General features: G+C 66.8%; 13 protein-coding genes and 1 pseudogene. 8 read left to right on the top strand and 6 right to left on the bottom strand.

The genetic code is table 11. The features are described 5' to 3' along the window. Positions 1 to 50 precede the first annotated feature (50 nt). Positions 51 to 974: a LysR substrate-binding domain-containing protein gene (locus U5A56_RS20060; RefSeq protein WP_321924172.1), complete on the bottom strand. Its 924-nt coding sequence runs from the start codon at positions 972 to 974 to the stop codon at positions 51 to 53. Positions 975 to 1,163: 189 nt separating this feature from the next. On the opposite strand from U5A56_RS20060, the gene U5A56_RS20055 reads away from it, so the two are divergent. Continuing rightward, a complete protein-coding gene (locus U5A56_RS20055; protein ID WP_321924170.1) occupies positions 1,164 to 1,589 on the top strand; it encodes a PACE efflux transporter in 426 nt (141 codons plus the stop codon). 136 nt (positions 1,590 to 1,725) lie between these two features. On the opposite strand, the gene U5A56_RS20050 is transcribed toward U5A56_RS20055, so the two are convergent. From U5A56_RS20050 to U5A56_RS20035, 4 genes and pseudogenes are all read right to left on the bottom strand, one after another. Then, on the bottom strand, positions 1,726 to 2,673 hold the full coding sequence (locus tag U5A56_RS20050) for a choline ABC transporter substrate-binding protein (protein ID WP_044844437.1): 948 nt from the start codon (positions 2,671 to 2,673) through the stop codon (positions 1,726 to 1,728). A 110-nt stretch (positions 2,674 to 2,783) separates the two neighbouring features. Continuing rightward, complete coding sequence (locus tag U5A56_RS20045) at positions 2,784 to 3,785, bottom strand: GlxA family transcriptional regulator (RefSeq protein ID WP_044844438.1); 1,002 nt, start codon at positions 3,783 to 3,785, stop codon at positions 2,784 to 2,786. A 117-nt stretch (positions 3,786 to 3,902) separates the two neighbouring features. After that, positions 3,903 to 4,799 carry a choline ABC transporter permease subunit gene (gene choW / locus U5A56_RS20040; RefSeq protein ID WP_044844439.1) on the bottom strand — a complete coding sequence of 299 codons (897 nt, stop codon included), beginning with the start codon at positions 4,797 to 4,799 and terminating at the stop codon, positions 3,903 to 3,905. Then, a pseudogene (locus tag U5A56_RS20035) lies at positions 4,792 to 6,118 on the bottom strand (quaternary amine ABC transporter ATP-binding protein); the annotation flags it as partial. The pseudogene U5A56_RS20035 and the gene choW, both read right to left, overlap by 8 nt. A 442-nt stretch (positions 6,119 to 6,560) precedes the next feature. On the opposite strand from U5A56_RS20035, the gene U5A56_RS20030 reads away from it, so the two are divergent. Both U5A56_RS20030 and U5A56_RS20025 read left to right on the top strand, forming a co-directional pair. Next, a complete protein-coding gene (locus U5A56_RS20030) occupies positions 6,561 to 9,932 on the top strand; it encodes a DUF2339 domain-containing protein (protein ID WP_321924167.1) in 3,372 nt (1,123 codons plus the stop codon). After that, positions 9,929 to 11,281, top strand: a complete 1,353-nt coding sequence (locus U5A56_RS20025; RefSeq protein WP_321924165.1) for a DUF3999 domain-containing protein — start codon at positions 9,929 to 9,931, stop codon at positions 11,279 to 11,281. Before U5A56_RS20030 ends, U5A56_RS20025 begins: the two co-directional genes overlap by 4 nt. Positions 11,282 to 11,301: 20 nt before the next feature. On the opposite strand, the gene U5A56_RS20020 is transcribed toward U5A56_RS20025, so the two are convergent. Continuing rightward, a complete protein-coding gene (locus U5A56_RS20020; RefSeq protein WP_321924163.1) occupies positions 11,302 to 12,129 on the bottom strand; it encodes a GNAT family N-acetyltransferase in 828 nt (275 codons plus the stop codon). 322 nt (positions 12,130 to 12,451) lie between these two features. On the opposite strand from U5A56_RS20020, the gene U5A56_RS20015 reads away from it, so the two are divergent. The 5 genes from U5A56_RS20015 to U5A56_RS19995 all read left to right on the top strand — a co-directional run bounded on the left by U5A56_RS20015 (position 12,452) and on the right by U5A56_RS19995 (position 25,909). Then, a complete protein-coding gene (locus U5A56_RS20015; RefSeq protein ID WP_124485090.1) occupies positions 12,452 to 12,757 on the top strand; it encodes an NIPSNAP family protein in 306 nt (101 codons plus the stop codon). A gap of 300 nt (positions 12,758 to 13,057) precedes the next feature. Then, positions 13,058 to 13,708 (top strand): NAD(P)H-dependent oxidoreductase, encoded by a 651-nt coding sequence (locus tag U5A56_RS20010; protein ID WP_321924161.1) that lies wholly within the window; start codon positions 13,058 to 13,060, stop codon positions 13,706 to 13,708. A gap of 224 nt (positions 13,709 to 13,932) precedes the next feature. Further along, on the top strand, positions 13,933 to 14,151 hold the full coding sequence (locus U5A56_RS20005; protein ID WP_006749916.1) for a hypothetical protein: 219 nt from the start codon (positions 13,933 to 13,935) through the stop codon (positions 14,149 to 14,151). A 92-nt stretch (positions 14,152 to 14,243) separates the two neighbouring features. Continuing rightward, on the top strand, positions 14,244 to 15,146 hold the full coding sequence (locus U5A56_RS20000) for a ferritin-like domain-containing protein (protein WP_321924159.1): 903 nt from the start codon (positions 14,244 to 14,246) through the stop codon (positions 15,144 to 15,146). A gap of 1,133 nt (positions 15,147 to 16,279) precedes the next feature. Next, positions 16,280 to 25,909: an ESPR-type extended signal peptide-containing protein gene (locus U5A56_RS19995; RefSeq protein WP_321924316.1), complete on the top strand. Its 9,630-nt coding sequence runs from the start codon at positions 16,280 to 16,282 to the stop codon at positions 25,907 to 25,909. Positions 25,910 to 25,967: the final 58 nt, after the last annotated feature.

The raw sequence follows: 25,967 nt of genomic DNA, 5'->3' as shown, positions 1-25,967 counted from the left end.
CGAACGACGCGCACGCAGCGCGTGCCGACGGTAAGCACCCGCGCGTTGCTTTACGTCGGCGGCGCGATCCGCGCGACCGCGTCGCGCGTCTGCACGATTTCCGCTTCAAGCCAGTCGAGAAACCGCCGGACCCGCGGCTCGCGCTCTCGCCCGGGCCGGCACAGCGCGACGAAACGCGCGCCGGCGAGCCGCACCGATGCATCGATCGGCGTCAGCGCGTCGCGTTCGACGTGCTCGGCGGCCAGCACCGAACTGAGCAGCCCGACACCCTGCCCATGCAGCACGGCCTGCAGCGCGTAATGCTCGTCGTCGTAATGACGGAACACCGCGCGCTCGAGCCATGCTTCGCGGCCGGCCGCACGGCACCACGACGCCCAGTCGACCGACACGGGAAGCGGCGTATCCCAGGTGGTCTCGATCAGCTCGATACGCTCGTTCGCGCGCCCGACGTCGAGGCCGCGCGCCGCATACGCGCCGAAATACTCGTCGATCAGCGCGATCTCGTGCAGCGCGGGAAACGTGCGCGACGTCGCGCGGATCGCGAGATCGACCCGCGCGTCGCGTTCGAGATCGACGAGCGCGTTGCCGGTTTCCACCTTGATGTGCAACTGCGGATCGACGCGCCGGAACCGGCCGAGCCGCGGAATCAGCCACATCGCGGCGAACGCGGGCGTGGTGGTCAGCACCAGCGTGCGCGCATCGGCCGCCGCGGGCCGCAGCGCATCGAGCCCGCGGCTCATGCCGAGCAGCGCGTCGTGACACGCGCGAAACAGTTGCTCGCCCTCGTCCGTCAACCGCACGCCGCTCGCGCCGCGCTCGAACAGCAGTACGCCGAGCCGGCTTTCGAGCGACTTGATCTGATGCGACACGGCCGCCGGCGTCACGGACAGTTCGTCGGCGGCCGCCTTGAACGTGCCGAGCCGCGCGCACGACTCGAATACACGCAATGCGGGCAGGGGAATTTTCGAAAACACGACGCCTCGCGGGCCGGATCCGGCCGGGTTGAATTCGATTCAATCCGCGTGAGATTAGGTGAATTGAGGCACGCGCGCAACGCGGGTAGCCTTCCGGGACGTCGCGGCATGGCGGCCGCAGCACGCAGCAGCGGCCAACCCACCGCCCAACCATCGACGAACCAACGACCGTCGAACCGGAGAACCAACGTGCAAGGCCTACCGCGCAGGATCACGCAGGCGGTGCTCTACGAAGCGATCGCCATTTCCTGCATCTCGCCCGCGATCGCGGCGATCTTCAAGCAGGGTCTGGTCTATTCGGGCGCGCTGTCCGCGACGATGTCGGCGATCGCGCTGCTGTGGAACATGATCTTCAACGCGCTGTTCGAGCGCTGGGAAGCGTCGCGCCGGCAGCCCGCGCGCACGCTCGCGCGACGGATCCTGCATGCGACCGGCTTCGAGGGCGGGCTGATCTTCATCCTCGTGCCGGTCGTATCGTGGTGGCTCGACATCTCGTGGTTCGACGCGTTCGTCGTCGACATCGGGCTGTTCGCGTTCTTCTTCTGCTACGCGTTCGTGTTCCAGTGGGCGTTCGATCGCGTGTTCGACGTGCCGGCGGCGACGAAGGAATCGTGACGGGTGTTGGCGGCCCGGCTGCGCGCCGATCGACGCGCAGCCCGAAAGCAACGCGGCCCGCCCGCACGATACGGGAGGGCCGCGTTTCATCACGCCGGCGCGCCGCCGTCGGCGAGCGCGCCGGTCACGTCGACGCTCAGTGCACGCCGAGATACGCCTTCACCGCCGGCAGGCCCGGCTTGCCGTCGAGCGTCGTCACGCCGGCCAGCCACTTGTCGAGCGCCTGCGGGTTCGCCTTCAGCCACTCGGCGGCGGCCTTGTTCGGGTCTTCCTTGTTCATGATCGGCAACATCACGTGGTTCTCGATCGACGTCGTGAACTGCAGGTTCGACACGAACTTCGCGACGTTCGGGCAACGCTGCGCGTAGTCCGGCGGCGTGGCCGTCAGCACCTTCGCCTCGCCGTAGTTCGGGCCGAACACGTCGTCGCCGCCGCTCAGGTAGTCGATCTTCATCTGCACGTTCATCGGATGCGGTTCCCAGCCGAGGAACACGATCCACTGCTTGTCGCGGATCGCGCGGTTCACCTCGACCAGCATCCCGGCCTCGCTCGACTCGACCATCTTGAACTTGCCGAGGCCGAACTGGTTACCGTCGATCATCTTCTTGATCAGCAGGTTGCCGTCGTTGCCCGGTTCGATCCCGTAGATCTTGCCGTTGAGCTTGTCGGCGTACTTCTGGATGTCGGCGAACGACTTCAGGCCGCCCTGGTACACGTAGTCGGGCACCGCGAGCGTATATTTCGCGCCGGTCAGGTTGGGCGTGGCGAGCACCTTGATCGTGCCGGCCTTCGTGAACGGCTGGATGATCGGGTCCATCGTCGGCGACCAGTAGCCGAGGAACACGTCGATCTGCTTGCTCTTGATGCCCGCAAACGTGATCGGCACCGACGCGATCGTCTTGGTCGGCGCGTAGCCGAGCCCCTGCAGCATCGTCGCAGCAAGGCCGGTGGTGGCCGCGATGTCGGTCCAGCCGACGTCCGCGAAGCGCACGTTCTTGCACACGGGCGCGTCAGCCGCATAAACCGCCGACATCGGCGCGGCCATCCCGATCCCGCATACCGCTGCGATCAATTGGCGCTTCATCTGTCTTCTCCTCAAAGTGACGTCGTTTTTCATGGGGGCGGGATCGATGGTTGAAGCCGCGCGCCGCGATCCCGGCGGCGTCGCGGACCGAATGGTTCGCGCGGGTGGCGTCAGCGCCCCGGCAACCGTCGCTCGTAGCTCGGCGCGTGACCGAACTGCGCGCGATACGCCTTGCTGAAGTGACACGGCGAATGGAATCCGCACGTCGTCGTCACGCGCGCGATCGACGCATCCGTCGTGCGCAGCAGGTCACGCGCGCGTTTCAGCCGCAGCGTCAGGTAATAGTGAGTGGGCGACACGTTCAGGTACACCTTGAACATCCGCTGCAGGTGACGCTGCGACAGCCGCACGAGCCGCGCGAGTTCCTCGAGCGACAGCGGCTCCTCGATGTTCGCTTCCATCAGCCGCACGACCTCGATCAGTTCCGCGCGCGAGAAGCCGACGCGCGCATCGACGGGAATCGGCTGCGTATCGGTCGAGCTGCGGATGCGTTCGAGGATGAACTGCTCGGACACCTGCGCGGCGAGCTGCTGGCCGAAACGCATGCCGACGAGATTCAGCATCAGGTCGAGCGGCGCGGTGCCGCCGGTGCAGGTGAGCCGGTCGCGATCGACGACGAACAGCTCGTCGGCGAACCCCACCTGCGGAAACTCCGCATGCAGCGCGGACAGGTTCTCCCAGTGCACGGTGCAGCGATAGCCGTCGAGCAGGCCACCCGACATCAGCGCATACGCGCCGGTGCAGATGCCGCCCAGCGGCAGCCCGCGTTCGGCGAGCGCCGCGAGCGTGTCGCGCGCGCCGTCGTCGACCACCTCGCGGATGTGAATCCCGCCGCACACGATCATCACGTCGGGCAGGTTCGTGTAGTCGAGCGCCTGGGTCGGCCGCACCGCGATGCCGTTGCTGGCCCGCACGGGGGCGCCGTCGAGCGAATAGATCGACCACTGGTAGTGATCGGCACGCCCGACGTAGTTCGCCATCCGAAGCACTTCGACCGCGCTCGAGAACGCGATCATCGAGAAGTGCGGCAGCGTCAGGAAGCCGAAATGGGCAAGGGACGAAACCGGTGAAACGCGAGCGGCGGGCACGGCGGCAGCGGCGGCGGACGTCACATCGAGCTCCTGGCGAACGGTTGAGCAGGTTGCACGCAGCCAGCCCCGTGGCAAACGCCACGGAAGCCGGTATCGAATCGGAAGAGGCGGCCGGAAGTCGAACCGGCCGCCGGTTGCTTACGCTTGCGCGGGCGCGGCCTTCGCGCGGAACAGCTGCTTCAGGCCCGAGAACAGCGGTGCTTTCGCGGTGCCCGGCGCGCGGCCGAAGCTCTCGGTGATGCGGTCGAGAATGATCGCGAGCAGCACGACCGACAGACCGCTTTCGAAGCCGAGGCCGATGTCGAGGCGCTGGATACTTGCGAGCACGTCGTTGCCGAGGCCGCCCGCGCCGACCATCGACGCGATGATCACCATCGACAGCGCCATCATGATGGTCTGGTTCACGCCCTGCATGATCGACGGCAGCGCGTTCGGGAACTGCACCTTGTACAGCAGCTGCCACGGCGTGCAGCCGAATGCCTGGCCGGCTTCGACGATCTCGCGGTTCACGTGACGGATGCCGAGGCTCGTCAGGCGCACGGCCGGCGGCATCGCGAAGATCACCGTCGACAGGATCCCCGGCACGCGGCCGAGACCGAACAGCATCGCGGCCGGAATCAGGTAGACGAACGCGGGCATCGTCTGCATCAGGTCGAGGATCGGACGCACGATCGCGGCGACCCACTTGCTCTTCGCGGCCCAGATGCCGAGCGGAATGCCGAGCACGAGGCTGATGATCGTCGACGACAGCGTAAGGCCGAGCGTGATGACCGTCTGGTCCCAGAAGCCCGTCGCGAAGATCAGCAGCAGCGACGCGGTGGTGAACAGCGCGAAGCGCCAGCCCACGCGCCACAAGCCGACGCCGATGAAGATCGCCATCATCAGCCACATCGGGATCGCCTGCAGGCTGTGCTCGACGAAGGCGGCGAGCCCCTCGATCGCGCGGCCGATCGCATCGAACGTCGCCGCGTCATGATCGAGCAGGTAGTGAACGGACTGGTCGACCCAGGTACCGAGCGGAATCATTTCAGACATGGGAGCCTCGCGAACGCGTGATGGCCTTCAGGATAAGAGCGCGGTCGACCGAGCCGCAGTAGCAGCCGTCGTCGTCGACGACGGGCAGTGCATTCGGGCTCGCGACGACGCGCGCGACGACATGTTCGAGCGACGCATCGCGCCGGATGCTTTCGATCGGCCGCACCGACGGCGTGTCCTGACCGATCGCCTCGCGCGTGACGAAGCCGCGGATCTTGCGTGCGGCATCGAGCACGAACGCATATTCGGCACTGCCGTTCAGCGTCGCCGCGACGTTCGCGGCATCGCACTTCGACATGGTCGGCACGGCGCCCGTCTGCATCAGATCGCCCGCCGTCAGATAGCGGCTCGTGTCGATGCCGTCGAAGAACGCGCGCACGTAGTCGTCGGCCGGGTTCGCGATGATGTCCTGCGGCGTGCCGACCTGCACGAGCCGGCCGCCTTCCATGATCGCGATGCGGTTGCCGATGCGCAGCGCCTCTTCCAGATCGTGCGACACGAACATGATCGTGCGGCGCTGTTCCTTCTGCAGTTGCAGCAGCACGTCCTGCATTTCGCGGCGCTTGAGCGGATCGAGCGCGGAGAACGCCTCGTCCATGATCATCAGCGACGGGTTCACGGCCAGCGCGCGGGCCAGGCCGACGCGCTGCTGCATGCCGCCCGACAGCTCGGACGGCAGCTTGTGCGCGAACGGTGCGAGGCCGACCTGCTCGAGCACTTCCATTGCACGGCGTTCGCGTTCCTTCTTGCCGACGCCCGCGACCTCGAGGCCGAATGCGGCATTCGACACCACGGTGCGATGCGGCATCAGCGCGAACGACTGGAACACCATGCTCATGTCCTTGCGGCGCAGCGCGGTCAGCGCCGAGCGGCGTGCCGACGCGACGTCGAGCCCGTCGATCAGCACCTTGCCGGCGCTCGGATCAACCAGCCGGTTCACGAGGCGGATCAGCGTGGATTTGCCGGAGCCGGACAGGCCCATCAGCACGAATATTTCGCCTTCCTGCACGTCGAACGAAACGTTGTGCACACCGACGACCTGACCGGTACGCTTGAGCACATCGTCTTTCGTTGCGCCGGCGGCGAGCATGTCGAGCGCCTGCTGCGGGTTGCTTCCAAATACCTTGCACAGACCTTCGACTACGACCTTGGGGGCATCCATCGAAACCTTCTCCTCGTGTAGCGGGGACTCACGCGTGTGACTCAACGTGCCTACATAGTTGCCAGAAAAAACCCCGACCTGCCGACGAATTACGACAAACGCTTGCGCAAATACGACACACCCCGCAGGCCCGCCCGGCGGGGCGCGGCGCTCGGCGGCCCCCGATTGCGGCGACGCAATACGCGCACAGCCAGCACCGGCGGGCATCACGGGCGTGACTTGTGCGCAGCAGCGCGACGCGCGAGCGGCGGCGTTTTGCGACAACCCGCAAAAACCGCGCGTCGCTTTGCGACAATTCCACGTCCGATCGGACCGTCTCGCCTGCCCGGCGCCGGCAAAAAGAATGGTCGTACGAAAACCGGCGCCGCTAACGCGCGACAGCCATGCTTCGCGGCCCGCCCGCAACCCAGAAAATCCCCCATGGCCATTGTGATACATTCCGGCAAACACGCCGATCGCGACGTCGCCGCGCGCCTTGCGCATGGCGCTGCGCCGGCAGTCCGCGCATGCCGGTTCGCCTGCCGGCCATGCGGAAACAGCCTCGATCGGGCCACGCGACGATCGAAGGACGATAACGAAATGAGAGAGGGAGCAAGGCGATGAATTGGGCTTTTGCCGCAATCGGTTTCATCGTGGGCGGTATCGCCGCATTGTTCGGGGATTTCTCCGCCGCCAACGGCACGCTGCTCGGTGCGGCGGCCGGGTTCTGCATCGGCTACGCGCTGCAGCAACGCAAGCGCACGCACGGCGGTACGACCCCCGACGCGTTCGCGATTTCCGCGACGCCGCAACCCGCTCCCGTGCCGCTCGCCGATCGCGTCGCGCGCCTCGAAGCGACGGTCGACGCGCTCACGCGCGAGCTCGACGTGCTGCGCGGCCAGCTCGCCGGCGCGAGAGCCGGTGCCGCGACGAGCGGCAGCGCCGCGCAGATGCCGTCGACACCGCCCTCCGCCATCACGCCGGCGCCCGCCGCGATCCCGCCTCGACCATCCGTGCAGCCTGCGGTCGCGAGCGCCGGCGTGCCGTCGTCGACGTCCGCGCCCGCTCCCGCGCCGGCAGTCGCCATGCGGACGAGCGCCGCACCGGCCGCCGCCGGCGCACCGACGAGTGCGCCCGCAACGACCACGCCGCCCGCCCCGCCCGAACCCCGCGAACCCGGTATCGCCGAACGCGCGCTCCGCGCCGCGCGCGACTGGCTGCTCGGCGGCAACACGGTCGTGCGCGTCGGCATCATCGTGCTGTTCTTCGGCGTCGCGTTCCTGCTCAAGTACGCGGCCGACAACGACATGCTGCCGATCGAATTCCGCCTGGCCGGCACGGCGCTCGCCGCGGCCGCGCTGCTCGCGATCGGCTGGCGCGTGCGTGCGCGCCGCGCGGCGTACGGTCTCGTGCTGCAGGGTGGCGGCATCGGCATCCTGTACCTGACGATCTTCGCCGCGACCAAGCTCTACACGCTGCTGCCGGTCGGCGCGGCGTTCCCGCTGATGGTCGCGGTGTGCGCGCTGAGTGCGTTCCTCGCGGTGAAGCAGAACGCGCTGCCGCTCGCGTTCATGGGCAGCGCGGGCGGCTTTCTCGCGCCGGTGCTGCTGTCGACCGGCCACGGCAGCCATGTCGCGCTGTTCAGCTACTACGCACTGCTGAACGCAGGCATCTTCGCGATCGCGTGGTTCAAGGCCTGGCGTCCGCTGAACCTGCTCGGCTTCGTGTTCACGTTCACGATCGGCTCGGCGTGGGGCGTGACGGCGTACCGCCCCGCGCTGTTCGCGACCACCGAGCCGTTCCTGATCCTGTTCTTCCTGATGTATGTCGGCATCGCGCTGCTGTACGCGGTGAAACGCGAGCTGGCGCTGCGCCACTATGTCGACGGCACGCTCGTGTTCGGCACGCCGATCGTCGCGACCGCGCTGCAGGCGTCGCTCGTGAAGGACCTGCCGTTCGGGCTCGCATGGAGCGCGGTCGCGCTGTCGGCGTTCTACGTCGCGATCGCCGCCTGGCTCGCGCGGCGCCGCGATCGTCTCGCGCTGCTGTTCGAAGCGATGCTCGCGCTCGCGGTGATCTTCGCGACGCTCGCGGTGCCGCTCGCGTTCTCGGGCCCGACGACCAGTGCCGCGTGGGCGATCGAAGGCGCGGCGATCGTGTGGGTCGGCGTGCGCGAGAAGCGCCTTGCGCCGTTCGGCTTCGGCCTGCTGATGCAGATCGCCGCGGCCGGTGCATTCTTCACGAGCCTGCTCGGCCCGGCCGACACGAACGCGCTGCCGGTGCTCAACAGCGCATACATCGCGATGCTGCTGATCGCGCTCGCCGGGCTGTTCACGGGCTGGTGGCTGCACGGACGCGACGAAGCGCGCGCGTGGCACGCGTGGATGCCGGACGTCGGCGCGGCCGCCGCGGCGTGGGGGCTGCTGTGGTGGCTGAGCGGCGGACTGCACGAGATCCTCGTCTACGCGGGCCGTCACGTCGACCTGCATGCGGACCGGTTCGTCGTCGACGCGACCGCGCTGTTCGGCGCCGGCACCGCGTGGCTCGCGCACGTCGCGCGCCGCAAGCTCGCGTGGCCGATCGCCGAATGGCCGGTACTCGCGCTGACGCCGGTGCTCGCGCTGCTCGCGTTGCGCGCGTTCGATTCGCACGAGGCGCCGCTGTCGGGCATGGGCGCGTTCGCGTGGCCGATGGCCGTCATCGCATGCTATGCGCTGCTGCTGCGGCAGTCGCGCGGCACGGCGGCCGCCGGTCCGGCGGCGAGCGCGGCGGGCGCGGCGGCCATCCCCGTTCCCGTGATCGCGCCGCTGCACACGCTGATGTTCTGGACGTTGTGCGGGCTGTTCTCGCTCGAGGGCTTCTGGCGCCTGCGTGCGTTCGTCCCCGAAGGCGCGTGGAGCTGGAGCGCGTGGGCCTACGGTTTCGGCGCGCTGCTTCTGCTGGTGTCGGGCCCCGGCTCGCGCCTGCGCTGGCCGGTCGCCGCGTTCCCGCGCGCGTATCAGGTATGGGGGGCCGCGCCGCTCGCCGCGCTGCTGTGGCTGTGGAGCATCGCCAGCGTGACGAGCGACGGCGATGCGTCGCCGCTGTTCTGGCTGCCGCTGCTCAATCCGCTGGACGTCGCGCAACTGCTGATCTTCGTCGCGTTCGCCACCTGGCTGCGCCGCCTGAAGACGCTCGGGGTCACCTGGCATCCGCTGGCGGCCGACCTCGCCGCGCTCGCGACCGTGTTCCTGTGGTTCAACGCGCTGCTGCTGCGCACGCTGCATCAGCGTTTCCACCTCGCCTACGACATCGACACCGTGCTGTCGTCGTTCGGCATCCAGCAGGTGTTCATGGTCGGCTGGAGCTTGTTCGCGTTCGCCGGCATGTGGCTGACGCGCCGCAACGGCATCGCGCGCGTGTGCGCGCTGGCGTCGCTGCCGCTGATCGTCGTGATGTGGGCCTGGACCTTCTACGCGAACTTCACGCAGGACGGCGGCAGCTGGGCGCGCATTCCTCTGCTCAATCCGCTCGACCTCGTGCTGGTGGTGGTCTATGCGCTCGCCGCGTCGTGGTTCGTGCGTGCGCGCACGCTCGGCTGGCCGTTCGGCAACTATCGCGTCGAACTGCTCGGCGCGGCCGGCGCAACGGCCTTCCTGTGGCTGAACGCGATCCTGCTGCGCACGCTGCATCACTGGACCGGCGTGCCGTACGCATTCGACGCGATGGCGGAATCGACGCTCGTGCAGGCGTCGGTCTCCGTGTACTGGACGCTCTGCGCGCTCGCGACGATGATCTGGGCCACGCGCCGCGGCTTGCGTCCGCTGTGGTTCGTCGGCGCCGCGCTCCTCGCGCTCACGGTGATCAAGCTGTTCCTGTTCGACCTGTCGCACGTCACCGGCATCGAACGCATCGTGTCGTTCATCGGCATCGGCATCCTGCTGCTGTTGATCGGCTATTTCTCGCCGCTGCCGCCGAAGGCCGCGGCCCAACCGGGCGACACCCAACCATGAAACGACTCGCAGCCCTGCTCGGCCTGAGCCTGCTGACGTCGTTCGCGACGGCCGACGGCGCACCCGGCGCGGAACGCGTCGCCCGACGCTTCTCGCTCGATCTCGACGGCAGCGCCGCGTATTACCAGCTCACCGTGCCGCAGGCCGTCTATGCGGCCAGCCGGCGCGATGATCTCGGCGACGTGCGCGTGTTCAACGGCGCCGGCGAGCCCGTGCCGTATTCGCTCGATGCGCCTGCGGCGGCCGCCGTGCCGCCGGCGCGCACGCCGGTGCACTGGTTCCCGCTGCCGCCCGCGCGCGCCGACGACGGTCAGGCGCCGCTCGGCGTGTCGGTCGCGCCGGACGGCTCGCTGCGCGCGGCCGTCACCGCACCGGCTCGCGCGAAGCATGCGGCCGATCTCGTCGACCTGTCGCATGCGGACGGCGAGGTCGACGCGCTGCTCGTGCATGTGAGCGACGACAGCTACCAGGGCCGTGTCGCCGTCGAAGCGAGCGACGACCTGCGCAGCTGGCGCTCGCTCGGCAGCACGCAACTGCTGAAGGTCGGCCGCGGCGGCGACCTGCTGGTGCAGGAACGCATCGCGCTCGAGGGCGCGGGACCGCGCTACCTGCGGCTCGACTGGCTCGACGGCGCGCCCGCGATCGGATCGATCGAGATCGAAACGCAACCGCACGATGCGCGCACGACGGACTCCGCTGCCGTGCCGCGTCAATGGCGCGAAGCCGTACACGTGCGGGCCGGCGGCGCGCCCGGCGAGTATCTGTTCGATACCGACGGCGCCTATCCGGTCGACCGCGTGCGCATCGACCTGCCGCAACCGAATACGGTTGCGCGCGCAACGCTGCAGAGTCGCCCCGACGCGCAGGCGCCGTGGCGCGAGGTCGCCGGCGCCGTGCTGTTCCGGCTGCAGGGCAAGGGCGGCGAGCAGCGCAACCCGCCGCTGGCGTTTGCGTCGAATCCCGATCGCGCGTGGCGAATCGTCGTCGACATGCGCAACGGCGGGCTCGGCGGCGGCCAGCCGGCCGTCGCGGTCGGCTGGCATCCGGCCGCCCTGACCTTCGTCGCGCGCGGCACGCCGCCGTTCACGCTGGGTGTCGGCAATGCGTCGCTGCCGTCGTCGGCCGTGAGCCGCGATGCACTGCTGGTCGGAATGGCGCCGGAAGTGCGGCCCGCGCGCGTCGGTGCGGCGCTGCCGGCGTCGGCGGTCCCGCCCGGGCCCGCAGCCGATACGGATGCGGCCCGCCGTTACGTGCTGTGGGGTGCGCTGGTCGTCGCGGTCGGCGTGCTCGGCACGATCGCATGGCGCCTCGCACGCGGCGGCGGCGACGCGCCTGCTCGCGACGAGTAGGACCACGCCGGCACGCCGAATCAGGCCGGTGCCGCGCGCACCGTTTGCGCCGTTCCCACCGTCCCCACCGTTCGCACCGCGACGCGGCCGTGCGGACGCGGACGCCACGGCGACGAGCGGCAGCTGGCCGCGCCGGCCGCCCCCATCGCCGGCGAGCGCATACCGCGACGCGCACGCCAGTCGGCCCGGATCGCCGCGATCGTGCGAGACACCCGTGCGTGCGCAATCGCGACAGGCCGCACGACCCGCCGCGATGCCGGCGACATGCGACGCGCGACGCATGCAACGGGACGCCTGCACAGGATCGCGCTGTCGTAGCGCTTGCCGGTGAAGCGCACGATATCGACGACGTCGAAGCCCTGGGCCCGGTAGAACGCCAGCAGATGCGACGCGGGATGCGGCGTATCGAGCGCGAGCAGCGAATAACCGCGCAACGCGGCCCACTGCCCGGCAAACGCGAGCAGCGTCGCACCGATCCCGCCGCCTTGCCAGCCGGGATCGACGGCCACCTGCCGCACGCTCGCGACGCCGTCGCGACGGTACAGCGAACACGGCGACGCCGGATCGGTGGCGTAGAGCGTCATCGTGCCGACGACGCGACCACCAGACACCGCGACATGACATTCACCCGCTTCCGCGCGGCGACGCGTGACCTCCTCGGCCTGGTCGACACACGTACAGTTGAGCCCCATCGCGCCGAGTCGCGCGAACGCACGGTGCAGCAGCGCGGTGAGCTGCGTGTAGCTGTCGACTGCCGGATCGAAGCGCCGCACGACGACCCGGTCGGCGCGCACGGCAGGCGGCGCGGCGGGTGAACGTTCGGCGATCGTGTTCCGGGATATCGACATGGCAGCGCTCCGTGGTCAGGATGACCGAAGTCTAGGAGCGCGCCGCGAGGCGTCGCAAGAAAAAATGTCGTAAAAAAGACGAGAAATCGAAGCGAGGCGATGGCGCGGCGGTGTGCATTTTCATGCGTTCGGCGCCTTCGGACCCGTGGTCGCACATACCGATCGTTGTGCCTGCAAGCAATACGTGACGCGCACTGCGTCGCCGACACCATGCCGCGCGATTCCGGACTCGCGATGCCCCGCGCGAGCGCCCCGCATCGTCGTTGACACACCCGGCGACGCGCTCCAGACTCGCTGATCCTCCACCGCACCGCGAGCACCCATGGTCACCTGCTTCCTTCGCTACGTCATCGATCCGTACAAACTCGAGCAGTTCGAAACCTACGGCAAGATGTGGATTCCGCTCGTCGAGCAATTCGGCGGCACGCACCACGGCTACTTCCTGCCTTCCGAAGGCGCCAGCAACATCGCGCTCGCGATGTTCTCGTTCCCGAGCCTCGCCGAATACGAGCGCTACCGCGAACGCTCGAAGGCCGATCCCGCGTGCCAGGCCGCGTTCCGGTATGCAGAGGAAACGCGCTGCATCGTCAGCTACGAGCGCAGCTTCTTCCGGCCGGTGTTCGAGTAACCCCGCGCATCGCGCCCCCTTTCCGGCGCCGGACGAAAAAAAGCCCCGCCTGCATCCGCGCGGCGGGGCCAACCCATGTCAGTAGAGACATCATGGAGGAGACGGGCCCATCTTATCGAGCGCGGCTCGCCGTCCCAACCAAGCATTTCTGCTATCCATCTGCGTCGCCGCGCGCACGCGCGCCCCGCGTGCCTGGCATATCGATAGAACGAAAAGTCGTTTTCAGAGTGGCGGCGGGGTCGTTACCATCTGGTTTTAAGCCTGTGCTTAGCCGGGCAAGCCATCCCCAAGGAGCGCCCTTTGACTGCATTCGATCAACACCGCCGCCCGTTCGTGGTCGGCATCGGCGGCACCACCCGGGCCGCGTCGTCGACCGAGCGCGCACTGTCGTTCGCGCTGCGCGGCGCGCAAGCCGCCGGCGCACGCACGCGCCTGTTCGACGGCCCGTTCCTGCATACGCTGCCGCACTACGCCCCCGAACACAAGACGCTGACCGACGCGCAGCGAGAACTGATCGACACCGTGCGCGAAGCCGACGCGATCATCATCGCGACGCCCGGCTATCACGGCGGCGTGTCCGGCCTCGTGAAGAACGCGCTCGACACGCTCGAGGAACTGCGCGCCGACGAGCGCCCGTACCTCGACGGCCGCGCGGTCGGCCTGATCGTCACGGCCTACGGCTGGCAAGCCGCCGGCACCGTGCTGACGTCGCTGCGCTCGATCGTCCACGCGCTGCGCGGCTGGCCGACCCCGTTCGGCGCCACCGTAAACACGCTCGAAACGCGCTTCGAAAGCGCCGACAGCTGCTCGGATCCGAAGGTCGTCGCACAGCTCGAGACCGTCGGCTCGCAGGCAGCCGAATTCGCGCTCGCGTTCGCATCGCATCGCGCGGCCACGCACGCCGCATCGGTCGACGCGCTCGCGCCCGTGCTGAAGATCGCCAACCACTAATCCCCGCCTCCCCGCAGCCCGCGCCCGGCCGACGACGTTCGCCGCGCGCGGGCTGCGCGCGTCCGGCCGTCCGGCGCGCATCGCACCGCTGCCGCCCGCTTCATGCCGGCGCCCCACCCCGATAACGATCCGGCCCGCCACGTGATTTGCATTGGCCGAAAGATTGGTTCACGCGGGCCGCGGGTTTTCGTACGCTGAAAGCCCGAACCTTCCATGCGCACGCCATGAACCGCACGATCCGTTACAAGGGCTACGAAGTCGCCCCCGCCGCCGCCCGGCTGCCGAACGGGCTGTTCGCCGCGAACCTGACGATCGAGAAGGCAAGCGGCGGCCCGTCGCCGCGCGCCGTATCGTTCGACGCGATCGATTTCTTCTTCGAAGAGGAACACGCGCTCGCGTATGCGTCCCGCTGGGGACGCCTCTGGGTCGACACGCAGGCCTGAGCGCGGCACCCGGCAGCGCAGGGCTGCTCGAAAATACGCGATTACGGAAGCTATGCAAGAATCTTTCATCTCGTAATCGCATAACAACAGCCATGTCCGACACGCTGCAGGAAGACCATGCAGCGGCAGATCACGCCATGCGCAACTGGACCTTCGCACGTCAAGGTCCGGTCAGGATCGGTTCCGATGCGCACCGGCAAATGTTCTGCCGCATGCTGCTCGATACGCACAACCCGTACAAACCGGCCGTCATCGACTGGCCGCCGCTCAAGCCCGACGAACTCAAGCGGCTCACGTCGCTGCCGATCTGGGACATCGCCGTGCAGACCGAAGGCCGCGCGTCGATCCGCGTCGCCACCTTCGCGGCAACCGTCGGCGATCCGCTGCTGCGCCGGGCGCTCGAGATGGACGGCGCCGAGGAGGCTCGGCACAAGGTCGTGCTGTCGAAGCTGGTCCACGCATACGGCATCAAGCTCGCCCCCGAACCGGCCTATCCGGCACCGAAGGACCCCGAGTGGTCGTGGATGGTGACCGGCTTCAGCGAATGCATCGACAGTTTCTTCGCGTTCGGCCTGTTCCGCTCCGCGCAGCGCTCCGGCTATTTCCCGCCCGAACTCGTCGACACCTTCGAGCCCGTGATCCAGGAGGAAGGCCGGCACATCCTGTTCTTCGTGAACTGGTATGCGTGGTACTGGCGGAGTTTGCCGTGGTGGCGCCGGCCGTGGTTCTTCGCACGGGTGGCGGCCGTGTGGGCATTCCTGATCCGGGAACGCATCGGCATCGCGCGCGGGATCGATGCGGACGGCGTCGCGCACGACGCGAACTTTCCGGCGACGAGCACCGCCGACATCGGCGATGCGCTGAATCCGCGCGAACTGATCGAACTGTGCGTCAGCGAGAACGACCGGCGCATGGCCGGGTACGACAAACGGCTGCTGCGCCCGATGTTCGTGCCGCGCATGGCGCGCCTCGCGCTGCGATTCATGCGGAAATAAGGCTGCGGCGGCGGGTTGCCGGCGGTGCACGCCGGCCGCCGGCGCATTGTCCGGGACGATGTACTGTGCCGCCCGGACCGGGTGGCAGAACAGGGTCGCGTTGCCGCGGCTGCCATCCTCACCGTGGTTCACCCTTCCGGACGAAAACGAACCACCCCCCGGCTCGCATCCGGCGATTTGGGCGCGGCATCACGCCAGCCAACGGACACCCATCAGCCTGACGGTGCTGCTCCGACGCGCTTGCGTATCGTCTTTCTCTCCCGCGGAATGCCCCCTTGCCAGCACGGTCGAGTCACCGTGAAGCAGATCCGGGTTTCCTGCTCGCGGCTCCCCGTTGCTCCCCTTCGTTCGCGTCTTCAGCCGTCATCGTGGACGCCCCGCCACCTCATCGCAACGACTCCGGGTGCAAGACTGCCCGGCGCGGGCGATCTGGCACCTCGTCTCCCCTGCCCCAACCCGTCATATGAAGTACGTCAATTGAACAGATTCCGAACTGGAATCCCAATCGCCGTACCAATGCACCTGTAGCACTTTTTTACAACTTTGTGAAACCGGCGCCGGGGAAGGCCCGCCCCACGGGCGCGCGCGGCCGATGAGATGCGCAAACCAGCATAATCAGACAATCCGTGGCTCATGTTTTTTTGATTTACCGGCAAACCAATAAATACAATTAAAAATTCACATCAAATCTCGTATTAATAAATTAACAAGAGCCTCGAATGCATACGAGCCAGCGTCCCGCCTGGCATTACAACTCAGAAAGGCAAACGTTTGCCGCAAACGTTTGTCGTTTCATTTGTCTTACTTTTTTGGTTAACCAATGTGCGGCACCACACACAAAACCACGTCACAACGTTGATTTTTATGGTTTTTTTCATCCATCACCGCATCCGCACGAGACCTTCACTCCACCTTCCAGTCATTTTCAATTTTCTTACACACCAACATCTCAAAACACGATCTATTAACCATCTTTTAACTTCCAAAACCTTCGATTTATCACTGTTTGTCAATCTCAAAATATCGCCTCAAATAAACTCCGCCCATCAATTTTAAGATTCGCGCGAGCGCACGGCAGATTCATCTAACGAAAGAGACCGGTGTGTGGCGTGCTTATTTGGAGGTAGTAGGACATGAACCGCACGTACCGCTCGATCTGGAACGAAGCCCTTGGCGCCTGGGTCGCGGCATCCGAACACGATTCGGCACGGGGCAAGCCGAACAAGTCGGCCGTCGTGAAGGCCGTGGCAACCGTTGCGCTCGTCGCGGGGGCGACCGTCGGCAACGTCGCGCACGCACAGTACTCCGCAGGCGGCGCAGGCGGCTCGGTCATAGCCTCGGGCGCCCAGGCGATCGCCATCGGCGGCAACTCGGGCAGTACGACCACGGCCAGCGGCGCAACGTCGATCGCGATCGGCGCGAACGCGACCGCATCGGGCAGCTATTCACAGGCGTTCGGCCAGCGTTCCGTAGCCACCGGGTCAAGCGCGATCGGCATCGGCTCCGGCTCGACCGCGCTCAATACCGGCGCCACTGCGGTCGGCAACGACGCGACGGCATCGGGCACCAGCTCAATCGCGCTCGGCGGCGGCAACAGCTCGGGCACGGGCGGCGCCATCGCTGCGGGCACCAACGCAATCGCGATCGGCCGGTTCTCGAACGTCAACGCCGCGACGACGTCGGGCATTGCGATCGGCGCGAATGCAACCGTCACGTCGACTGGTACCAATGGCACCGCGCTCGGTTCGGGCGCCACCGCTGCCGGCTCCGGCGCATCCGCCATCGGCAATGGCGCAACGGCAACGGGCGCCAATGCGATCGCGCTCGGCGGCACGGCCAACTACGCATCCAGCGTCGCGATCGGTGCCGGCAGCGTGACCGGCGCGGCAGCGCCGACGGGAACGGGTTATCTGACGGGCAGCGCCGCGCCGACATCGGAAGTGTCGGTCGGCAGCGCGACGGCCCTGCGTCGCATCACGAACGTCGCCGACGGCTCGGCACCGCAGGACGCGGTCACGGTGGCCCAGCTCAGCACCGGAATGAGCACGACGACGAGCGCGATCAGCAGCCTGTCGACGTCGGCGTCGACGGGACTCTCGTCGGCTAACAGCTCGATCAGCTCGCTGTCCACCTCGACTTCGACGGGCATCAACTCGCTGTCCACCGGCCTGAGCTCGACCAACAGCTCGGTCGCGTCGCTGTCGACCTCCACGTCGACCGGTCTCTCGTCGGCTAACAGCTCGATCGGCTCGCTTTCCACTTCGACCTCGACGGGCATCAATTCGCTGTCCACGGGCCTGAGCTCGACCAACAGCTCGGTTACGTCGCTGTCGTCGTCCACGTCGACCGGTCTGTCGTCGGCTAACAGTTCGATCGGCTCGTTGTCCACCTCGACCTCGACGGGGATCAACTCGCTGTCCACGGGCCTGAGCTCAACCAACAGCTCGGTCGCGTCGCTGTCGACTTCCACGTCGACCGGTCTGTCGTCGGCTAACAGCTCGATCAGCTCGCTCTCGACCGGCCTCAGCTCGACCAACAGCTCGGTCGCTTCGCTGTCATCTTCCACGTCGACGGGTCTGTCGTCGGCTAACAGCTCGATCAGCTCGCTGTCCACCTCGACTTCGACGGGCATCAATTCGCTGTCCACGGGCCTCAGCTCGACCAACAGCTCGGTCGCTTCGCTGTCGTCGTCCACGTCGACCGGTCTGTCGTCGGCAACCAGCTCGATCAGTTCGCTGTCCACCTCGACCTCGACGGGCATCAACTCGCTGTCCACTGGCCTGAGCTCGACCAACAGCTCGGTTACGTCGCTTTCGTCGTCCACGTCGACCGGCCTGTCGTCGGCTAACAGTTCGATCAGCTCGCTGTCCACCTCGACTTCGACCGGCATCAACTCGCTGTCCACGGGCCTGAGCTCGACCAATAGCTCGGTTACGTCGCTTTCGTCGTCCACGTCGACCGGTCTGTCGTCGGCTAACAGCTCGATCAGTTCGCTGTCCACCTCAACCTCGACGGGGATTAGCTCGCTGTCCACCGGCCTGAGCTCGACCAACAGCTCGGTCGCGTCGTTGTCGACTTCCACGTCGACCGGCATCAACTCGCTGTCCACTGGCCTGAGCTCGACCAACAGCTCGGTCGCTTCGCTGTCGTCGTCCACATCGACCGGCCTGTCGTCGGCAAACAGCTCGATCGGCTCGCTGTCCACTTCGACTTCGACCGGCATCAACTCGCTTTCCACCGGCCTGAGCTCGACCAACAGCTCAGTCGCGTCCCTGTCGACCTCCACGTCAACCGGCCTCTCGTCGGCAAACAGCTCGATCGGCTCGCTGTCCACTTCGACTTCGACCGGCATCAACTCGCTGTCCACGGGCCTCAGCTCGACCAACAGCTCAGTCGCGTCCCTGTCGACCTCCACGTCGACCGGCCTCTCGTCGGCAAACAGCTCGATCGGCTCGCTGTCGACCGGCCTGAGTTCGACCAACAGCTCGGTCGCGTCCCTGTCGACCTCCACGTCGACCGGCCTCTCGTCGGCAAACAGCTCGATCGGCTCGCTGTCGACCGGCCTGAGTTCGACCAACAGCTCGGTCGCTTCGCTGTCGTCGTCCACGTCGACGGGCCTGTCGTCGGCTAATAGCTCGATCGGCTCGCTGTCCACTTCGACCTCGACGGGCATCAACTCGCTTTCCACGGGCCTGAGCTCGACCAACAGCTCGGTTACGTCGCTTTCGTCGTCCACGTCGACCGGCCTCTCATCGGCCAACAGCTCGATCAGCTCGCTCTCGACCGGCCTCAGTTCGACCAACAGCTCGGTGGCTTCGCTGTCGTCGTCCACGTCGACCGGCCTCTCGTCGGCTAACAGCTCGATCAGCTCGCTGTCCACTTCGACCTCGACGGGGATCAACTCGCTGTCCACCGGCCTGAGCTCGACCAACAGTTCGGTTGCTTCGCTCTCGACGTCCACGTCGACCGGTCTCTCATCGGCCAACAGCTCGATCAGCTCGCTCTCGACCGGCCTCAGTTCGACCAACAGCTCGGTGGCTTCGCTGTCGTCGTCCACGTCGACCGGCCTCTCGTCGGCAAACAGCTCGATTTCGTCGCTCTCCACCTCGACCTCGACCGGCATCAACTCACTGTCCACCGGCCTCAGCACGGTCACGACCAAGACCGACAATCTCGGCACCAGCACGGCCTCCGCCCTCGGCGGCGGTGCGAAGTACGATCCGACGACCGGAACGGTTTCCGCTCCGGCGTACACGACGTACAACGCGAATGGCACGACGTCGACCGCCAGCAGCGTCGGCTCGGCGATCGACAGCATCAACAGCGAGGGCATCAAGTACTTCCACGCGAAGTCGACGGCAGCCGACAGCCAGGCGCTCGGCACCGACTCGGTCGCGATCGGCCCGAATGCCATCGCCAACAACACCGGCGACGTCGCACTCGGCAGCGGCTCCGTCACCGACACGCCCCACGCGACGCCAACGGGTACCGTCGGCGGCGTGACCGCCACGTTCGCGGGCGGCAATCCGAGCAGCGTGGTGAGCGTCGGCGACGCGGCCACGGGCACCACGCGTCAGATCACCAACGTCGCAGCAGGTCAGATCACGCCGACCAGCACGGACGCGATCAACGGCTCCCAACTCTTCGCGACCAATTCCATCGTGGATTCGCTGTCGACGACAGTGTCGTCGTCCAGCAGCGCAATCTCGTCGCTGTCGACCGGCATCACTTCGTTGTCCACGGGCCTCAGCTCGACCGATAGCTCGGTCGCTTCGCTGTCGACCTCCACGTCGACTGGCCTCTCGTCGGCTAACAGCTCGATCAGCTCGTTGTCCACGTCGACTTCGACGGGTATCAGCTCGCTGTCGACCGGCCTGAGCTCGACCGATAGCTCGGTGGCTTCGCTGTCGACCTCCACGTCGACCGGTCTCTCGTCGGCTAACAGCTCGATTTCGTCGCTGTCCACCTCGACTTCGACGGGTATCAGCTCGTTGTCGACGGGCCTGAGCTCGACCGATAGCTCGGTGGCTTCGCTCTCGACTTCGACGTCGACCGGCCTGTCGTCGGCAAACAGCTCGATCAGCTCTTTGTCCACGTCGACCTCGACGGGCATCAACTCGCTGTCGACGGGCCTCAGCTCGACCGATAGCTCGGTCGCTTCGCTGTCGACCTCCACGTCGACCGGTCTCTCGTCGGCTAACAGCTCGATTTCGTCGCTGTCCACGTCGACTTCGACAGGTATCAGCTCGCTGTCCACCTCGACTTCGACGGGTATCAGCTCGTTGTCGACGGGCCTCAGCTCGACCGATAGCTCGGTGGCTTCGCTCTCGACTTCGACGTCGACCGGCCTGTCGTCGGCTAACAGCTCGATCAGCTCGCTGTCCACCTCGACTTCGACGGGTATCAGCTCGTTGTCGACGGGCCTCAGCTCGACCGATAGCTCGGTCGCTTCGCTGTCGACCTCGACGTCGACTGGCCTGTCGTCGGCAAACAGCTCGATCAGCTCGCTGTCCACGTCGACCTCGACCGGCATCGGCTCGCTGTCGACCGGCCTGAGCTCGACCGATAGCTCGGTCGCTTCACTCTCGACTTCGACGTCGACCGGCTTGTCCTCAGCAACCAGCTCGATCAGCTCGCTGTCCACCTCGACTTCGACGGGTATCGGCTCGTTGTCGACCGGCCTCAGCTCGACCGACAGCTCGGTGGCGTCGCTGTCGACCTCGACGTCGACTGGCCTGTCGTCGGCAACCAGCTCGATTAGCTCGTTGTCTACCTCGACCTCGACCGGCATCAGCTCGTTGTCGACCGGCCTGAGCTCGACCGATAGTTCGGTCGCTTCGCTGTCGACCTCGACGTCGACCGGCTTGTCGTCGGCAACCAGCTCGATCAGCTCGCTGTCCACCTCGACTTCGACCGGTATCAGCTCGCTGTCGACGGGCCTGAGCTCGACCGATAGCTCGGTCGCCTCGCTGTCGACCTCCACGTCGACTGGCCTCTCCTCGGCAACCAGCTCGATCAGCTCGCTGTCCACTTCGACTTCGACGGGGATCAGCTCGCTGTCGACGGGCCTCAGCTCGACCGATAGCTCGGTCGCTTCGCTGTCGACCTCCACGTCGACTGGCCTGTCCTCGGCTAACAGCTCGATCGGCTCGTTGTCCACTTCGACTTCGACGGGGATCAGCTCGTTGTCGACGGGCCTCAGCTCGACCGATAGCTCGGTCGCTTCGCTGTCGACTTCCACGTCGACCGGCCTCTCGTCAGCAACCAGCTCGATTAGCTCGTTGTCTACCTCGACTTCGACGGGGATCAGCTCGCTGTCGACGGGCCTGAGCTCGACCGATAGCTCGGTCGCTTCGCTGTCGACGTCGACGTCGACTGGCCTCTCGTCGGCAACCAGCTCGATTTCGTCGCTGTCCACCTCGACCTCGACCGGCCTGTCGTCGGCTAACAGTTCGATCAGCTCGTTGTCCACGTCGACCTCGACGGGTATCAGCTCGCTGTCGACCGGCCTGAGCTCGACCGATAGCTCGGTCGCTTCGCTGTCGACCTCCACGTCGACTGGCCTCTCGTCGGCTAACAGCTCGATCAGCTCGTTGTCCACGTCGACTTCGACCGGCATCAGCTCGCTGTCGACGGGCCTGAGTTCGACCGATAGCTCGGTCGCTTCGCTGTCGACGTCGACGTCGACTGGCCTCTCGTCGGCAACCAGCTCGATTTCGTCGCTGTCCACCTCGACCTCGACCGGCCTGTCGTCGGCTAACAGTTCGATCAGCTCGTTGTCCACGTCGACCTCGACGGGTATCAGCTCGTTGTCGACGGGCCTGAGCTCGACCGATAGCTCGGTCGCTTCGCTGTCGACCTCCACGTCGACCGGCCTCTCGTCGGCGACCAGCTCGATCAGTTCGCTGTCCACGTCGACCTCGACCGGCATCAGCTCGTTGTCGACCGGCCTGAGCTCGACCGATAGCTCGGTGGCTTCGCTGTCGACGTCGACGTCGACTGGCCTCTCGTCGGCAACCAGCTCGATCGGCTCGCTGTCCACCTCGACCTCGACGGGGATCAGCTCGCTGTCGACCGGCCTGAGCTCGACCGATAGCTCGGTCGCTTCGCTGTCGACCTCCACGTCGACTGGCCTGTCCTCGGCTAACAGCTCGATCGGCTCGTTGTCCACTTCGACTTCGACAGGGATCAGCTCGCTGTCGACCGGCCTCAGCTCGACCGATAGCTCGGTGGCTTCGCTGTCGACGTCGACGTCGACTGGCCTCTCGTCGGCAACCAGCTCGATCAGCTCGTTGTCCACCTCGACCTCGACGGGGATCAGCTCGTTGTCGACCGGCCTGAGCTCGACCGATAGCTCAGTGGCTTCGCTGTCGACGTCCACGTCGACCGGCTTGTCGTCGGCAACCAGCTCGATCGGCTCGTTGTCCACGTCGACCTCGACCGGTATCAGTTCGCTGTCGACCGGCCTCAGCTCGACCGATAGCTCGGTCGCCTCGCTGTCGACTTCCACGTCGACTGGCCTGTCCTCGGCTAACAGCTCGATCGGCTCGTTGTCCACGTCGACCTCGACCGGCATCAGCTCGTTGTCGACCGGCCTGAGCTCGACCGATAGCTCGGTCGCTTCGCTGTCGACTTCCACGTCGACCGGCTTGTCCTCGGCGACCAGCTCGATTTCGTCGCTGTCCACGTCGACTTCGACGGGTATCAGCTCGCTGTCGACCGGTCTGAGCTCGACCGATAGCTCGGTGGCTTCGCTCTCGACTTCGACGTCGACCGGCCTGTCGTCGGCAACCAGCTCGATCAGCTCACTGTCCACCTCGACCTCGACCGGCATCAGCTCGCTGTCGACCGGCCTGAGCTCGACCGATAGCTCGGTGGCTTCGCTCTCGACTTCGACGTCGACCGGCCTGTCGTCGGCTAACAGCTCGATCGGCTCGCTGTCCACGTCGACTTCGACGGGCATCAGCTCGCTGTCGACCGGCCTCAGCTCGACCGATAGCTCGGTCGCTTCGCTGTCGACCTCCACGTCGACGGGCCTGTCCTCGGCGACCAGCTCGATCAGCTCGCTGTCCACCTCGACCTCGACCGGCATCAGCTCGCTGTCGACCGGCCTCAGCTCGACCGATAGCTCGGTCGCTTCGCTGTCGACCTCCACGTCGACGGGCCTCTCGTCGGCGACCAGCTCGATCAGTTCGCTGTCCACGTCGACCTCGACCGGCATCAGCTCGTTGTCGACCGGCCTGAGCTCGACCGATAGCTCGGTCGCTTCACTGTCGACGTCGACGTCGACTGGCCTCTCGTCGGCAACCAGCTCGATCAGCTCGCTGTCCACCTCGACCTCGACCGGCATCAGCTCACTGTCGACGGGCCTCAGCTCGACCGACAGCTCGATCGCGTCCCTGTCGACCTCCACGTCGACCGGCCTCTCGTCGGCAACCAGCTCGATCAGCTCACTCTCGACCTCGACCTCGACGGGTATCAGCTCGCTGTCGACCGGCCTCAGCTCGACCGATAGCTCGGTCGCCTCGCTGTCGACCTCCACGTCGACCGGCCTCTCGTCGGCAACCAGCTCGATCAGCTCGCTGTCCACGTCGACCTCGACGGGTATCAGCTCGCTGTCGACCGGCCTCAGCTCGACCGATAGCACCGTGGCATCGCTCTCGACCTCCACATCGACCGGCCTCTCGTCGGCAACCAGCTCGATCAGCTCGCTGTCGACTTCGACCTCGACGGGCCTGTCGTCCGCGACCAGTTCGATCGGCTCGCTGTCCACCAGCCTCAGCTCGACCAACAGCTCGCTGACGTCGTTGTCCACGTCGACCGCAAGCAGCGTCACGTCGCTGTCGACGGGCCTGAGCTCGACCGACAGCTCGGTCGCCTCGCTGTCGACTTCGACGTCGACCGGCCTCTCGTCGGTGACCAGCTCGATCAGCTCGCTGTCCACGTCGACCTCGACCGGCCTGTCGTCGGCAACCAGCTCGATCAACTCGTTGTCCACCTCGACCTCGACCGGTCTCTCGTCGGCCACCAGCACGATCCTGTCGCTGTCCACGTCGACCTCGACCGGTCTCTCGACGGCCACCAGCTCGATCACGTCGCTGTCCACCTCGACCTCGACCGCGATCGAAGCCGCGAAGACGCACTACTACAGCGTCAACGACAACGGCACGCAGCAAGGCAACTACGCCAACGACGGCGCGACGGGCGTCAACTCGCTGGCAGCCGGCGTGAACGCCAGCGCGGCAGGCGCCAGCAGCGTGGCAGTCGGCGACGGTTCGAACGCGCAGACGGCGGGCGCGGTCGCCATCGGCCAGAACGCTTCGGCCACCGGCGGCAAGGCGGTGTCGATCGGCTCCGGCAACACGGCGAGCGGCGACGGCGCGGTCGCGATCGGCGACCCGAGCATCGCGACGGGCACCGGCGCAGTCGCTCTGGGCGCGAACGACACGGCGACCGGCACCGGCGCAGTGGCACTCGGCAACGCGAACACGGCAACCGGCAACAGCGCGCTCGCCCTCGGCAGCGCAAACCAGGCCACCGCGGACAACACGATCGCGCTCGGCAATCAGGCGACGGCCAGCGCGATCGGCGCCCAGGCCTACGGCTCGAACGCGAAGGCCACGGCAACCGACGCCCTCGCCTTCGGCACGAACGCGCAGGCCAATGTCGCCAACTCGATCGCGATGGGCGCGAACTCGACCACGGGCAACGCCGTCGGCGTGTCGAGCGTCACGGTCGGCGGCGTCACGTACCCGGTCTACGGCACCTCGCCAGTGGGCGTCTTCAGCGTCGGCGCACCCGGTGCGGAACGCCAGATCACGAACGTCGCGGCAGGCCAGGTATCGGCCACCAGCACGGATGCGATCAACGGCAGCCAGCTCAACGCGACGAACCAGGCGGTCAACAGCCTGTCCACGTCGACCGCGTCGAACATCGCGTCGCTGTCGACCGGCATCGGTTCGCTGTCGACGGGCCTCAGCTCGACGAACAGCAATCTCACGTCGCTGTCCACGTCGACCTCGACGGCGATCAACTCGCTGTCGACGGGCCTCAGCTCGACGAACAGCAACCTGACGTCGCTGTCCACGTCGACCTCGACCGGCATCGGCTCGCTGTCGACCGGCCTGAGCACGACGAACAGCACGGTGGCTTCGCTGTCGACCGGCGTGACGAACCTCGGCGATCAGGTGAACCAGTTGTCGACCACGATCAACAACAACACGACGCGTGCGACGAACAACACCGCCATCGCGGCCGACATGAACGGCACCGGCACCGACCGGCCGACCGTCACCGCCGGCTCGAACTCAGTGGCGATCGGCGCGAATTCGAACGACGGCGGTCGCTCGAACGTGGTGTCGGTCGGCAGCGACACGCAGCAGCGCCAGATCACGAACGTCGCGCCGGGTACGCAAGGCACCGACGCGGTGAACGTGAACCAGCTGACGCAGGTGCAGACGACGCTGTCGACCGCCTTGTCCGGCCAGCAAGGGCAGATCAACGCGCTGGGTTCGCAACTGCAGCAGACCGACCAGATGGCGAAGCAGGGTATCGCGGCCGTCGGCGCGATGGCGTCGATCCCGCAGCTCGATCGCGACGCCAACTTCGGGATGGGTATCGGCACGTCGACCTTCCTCGGCCAGAAGGCGATGGCGGTCAACATGCAGGCGCGCATCACGGAGAACCTGAAGGCGTCGATCAACGGCGGCTTCAGCGGCGGTCAGAAGGTGATCGGCGCCGGCATGCTGTACCAGTGGAAGTAACCCGTCGCGCCGCCACGCCGCCGGCTCGCGAGCCGGCGGCGCCAGGGGGCCCCGACGG

This window comes from Burkholderia sp. BCC1998, from assembly GCF_905339875.1.
GTDB lineage: Bacteria > Pseudomonadota > Gammaproteobacteria > Burkholderiales > Burkholderiaceae > Burkholderia.
This window is presented reverse-complemented; position numbering and strand designations above follow the sequence as displayed.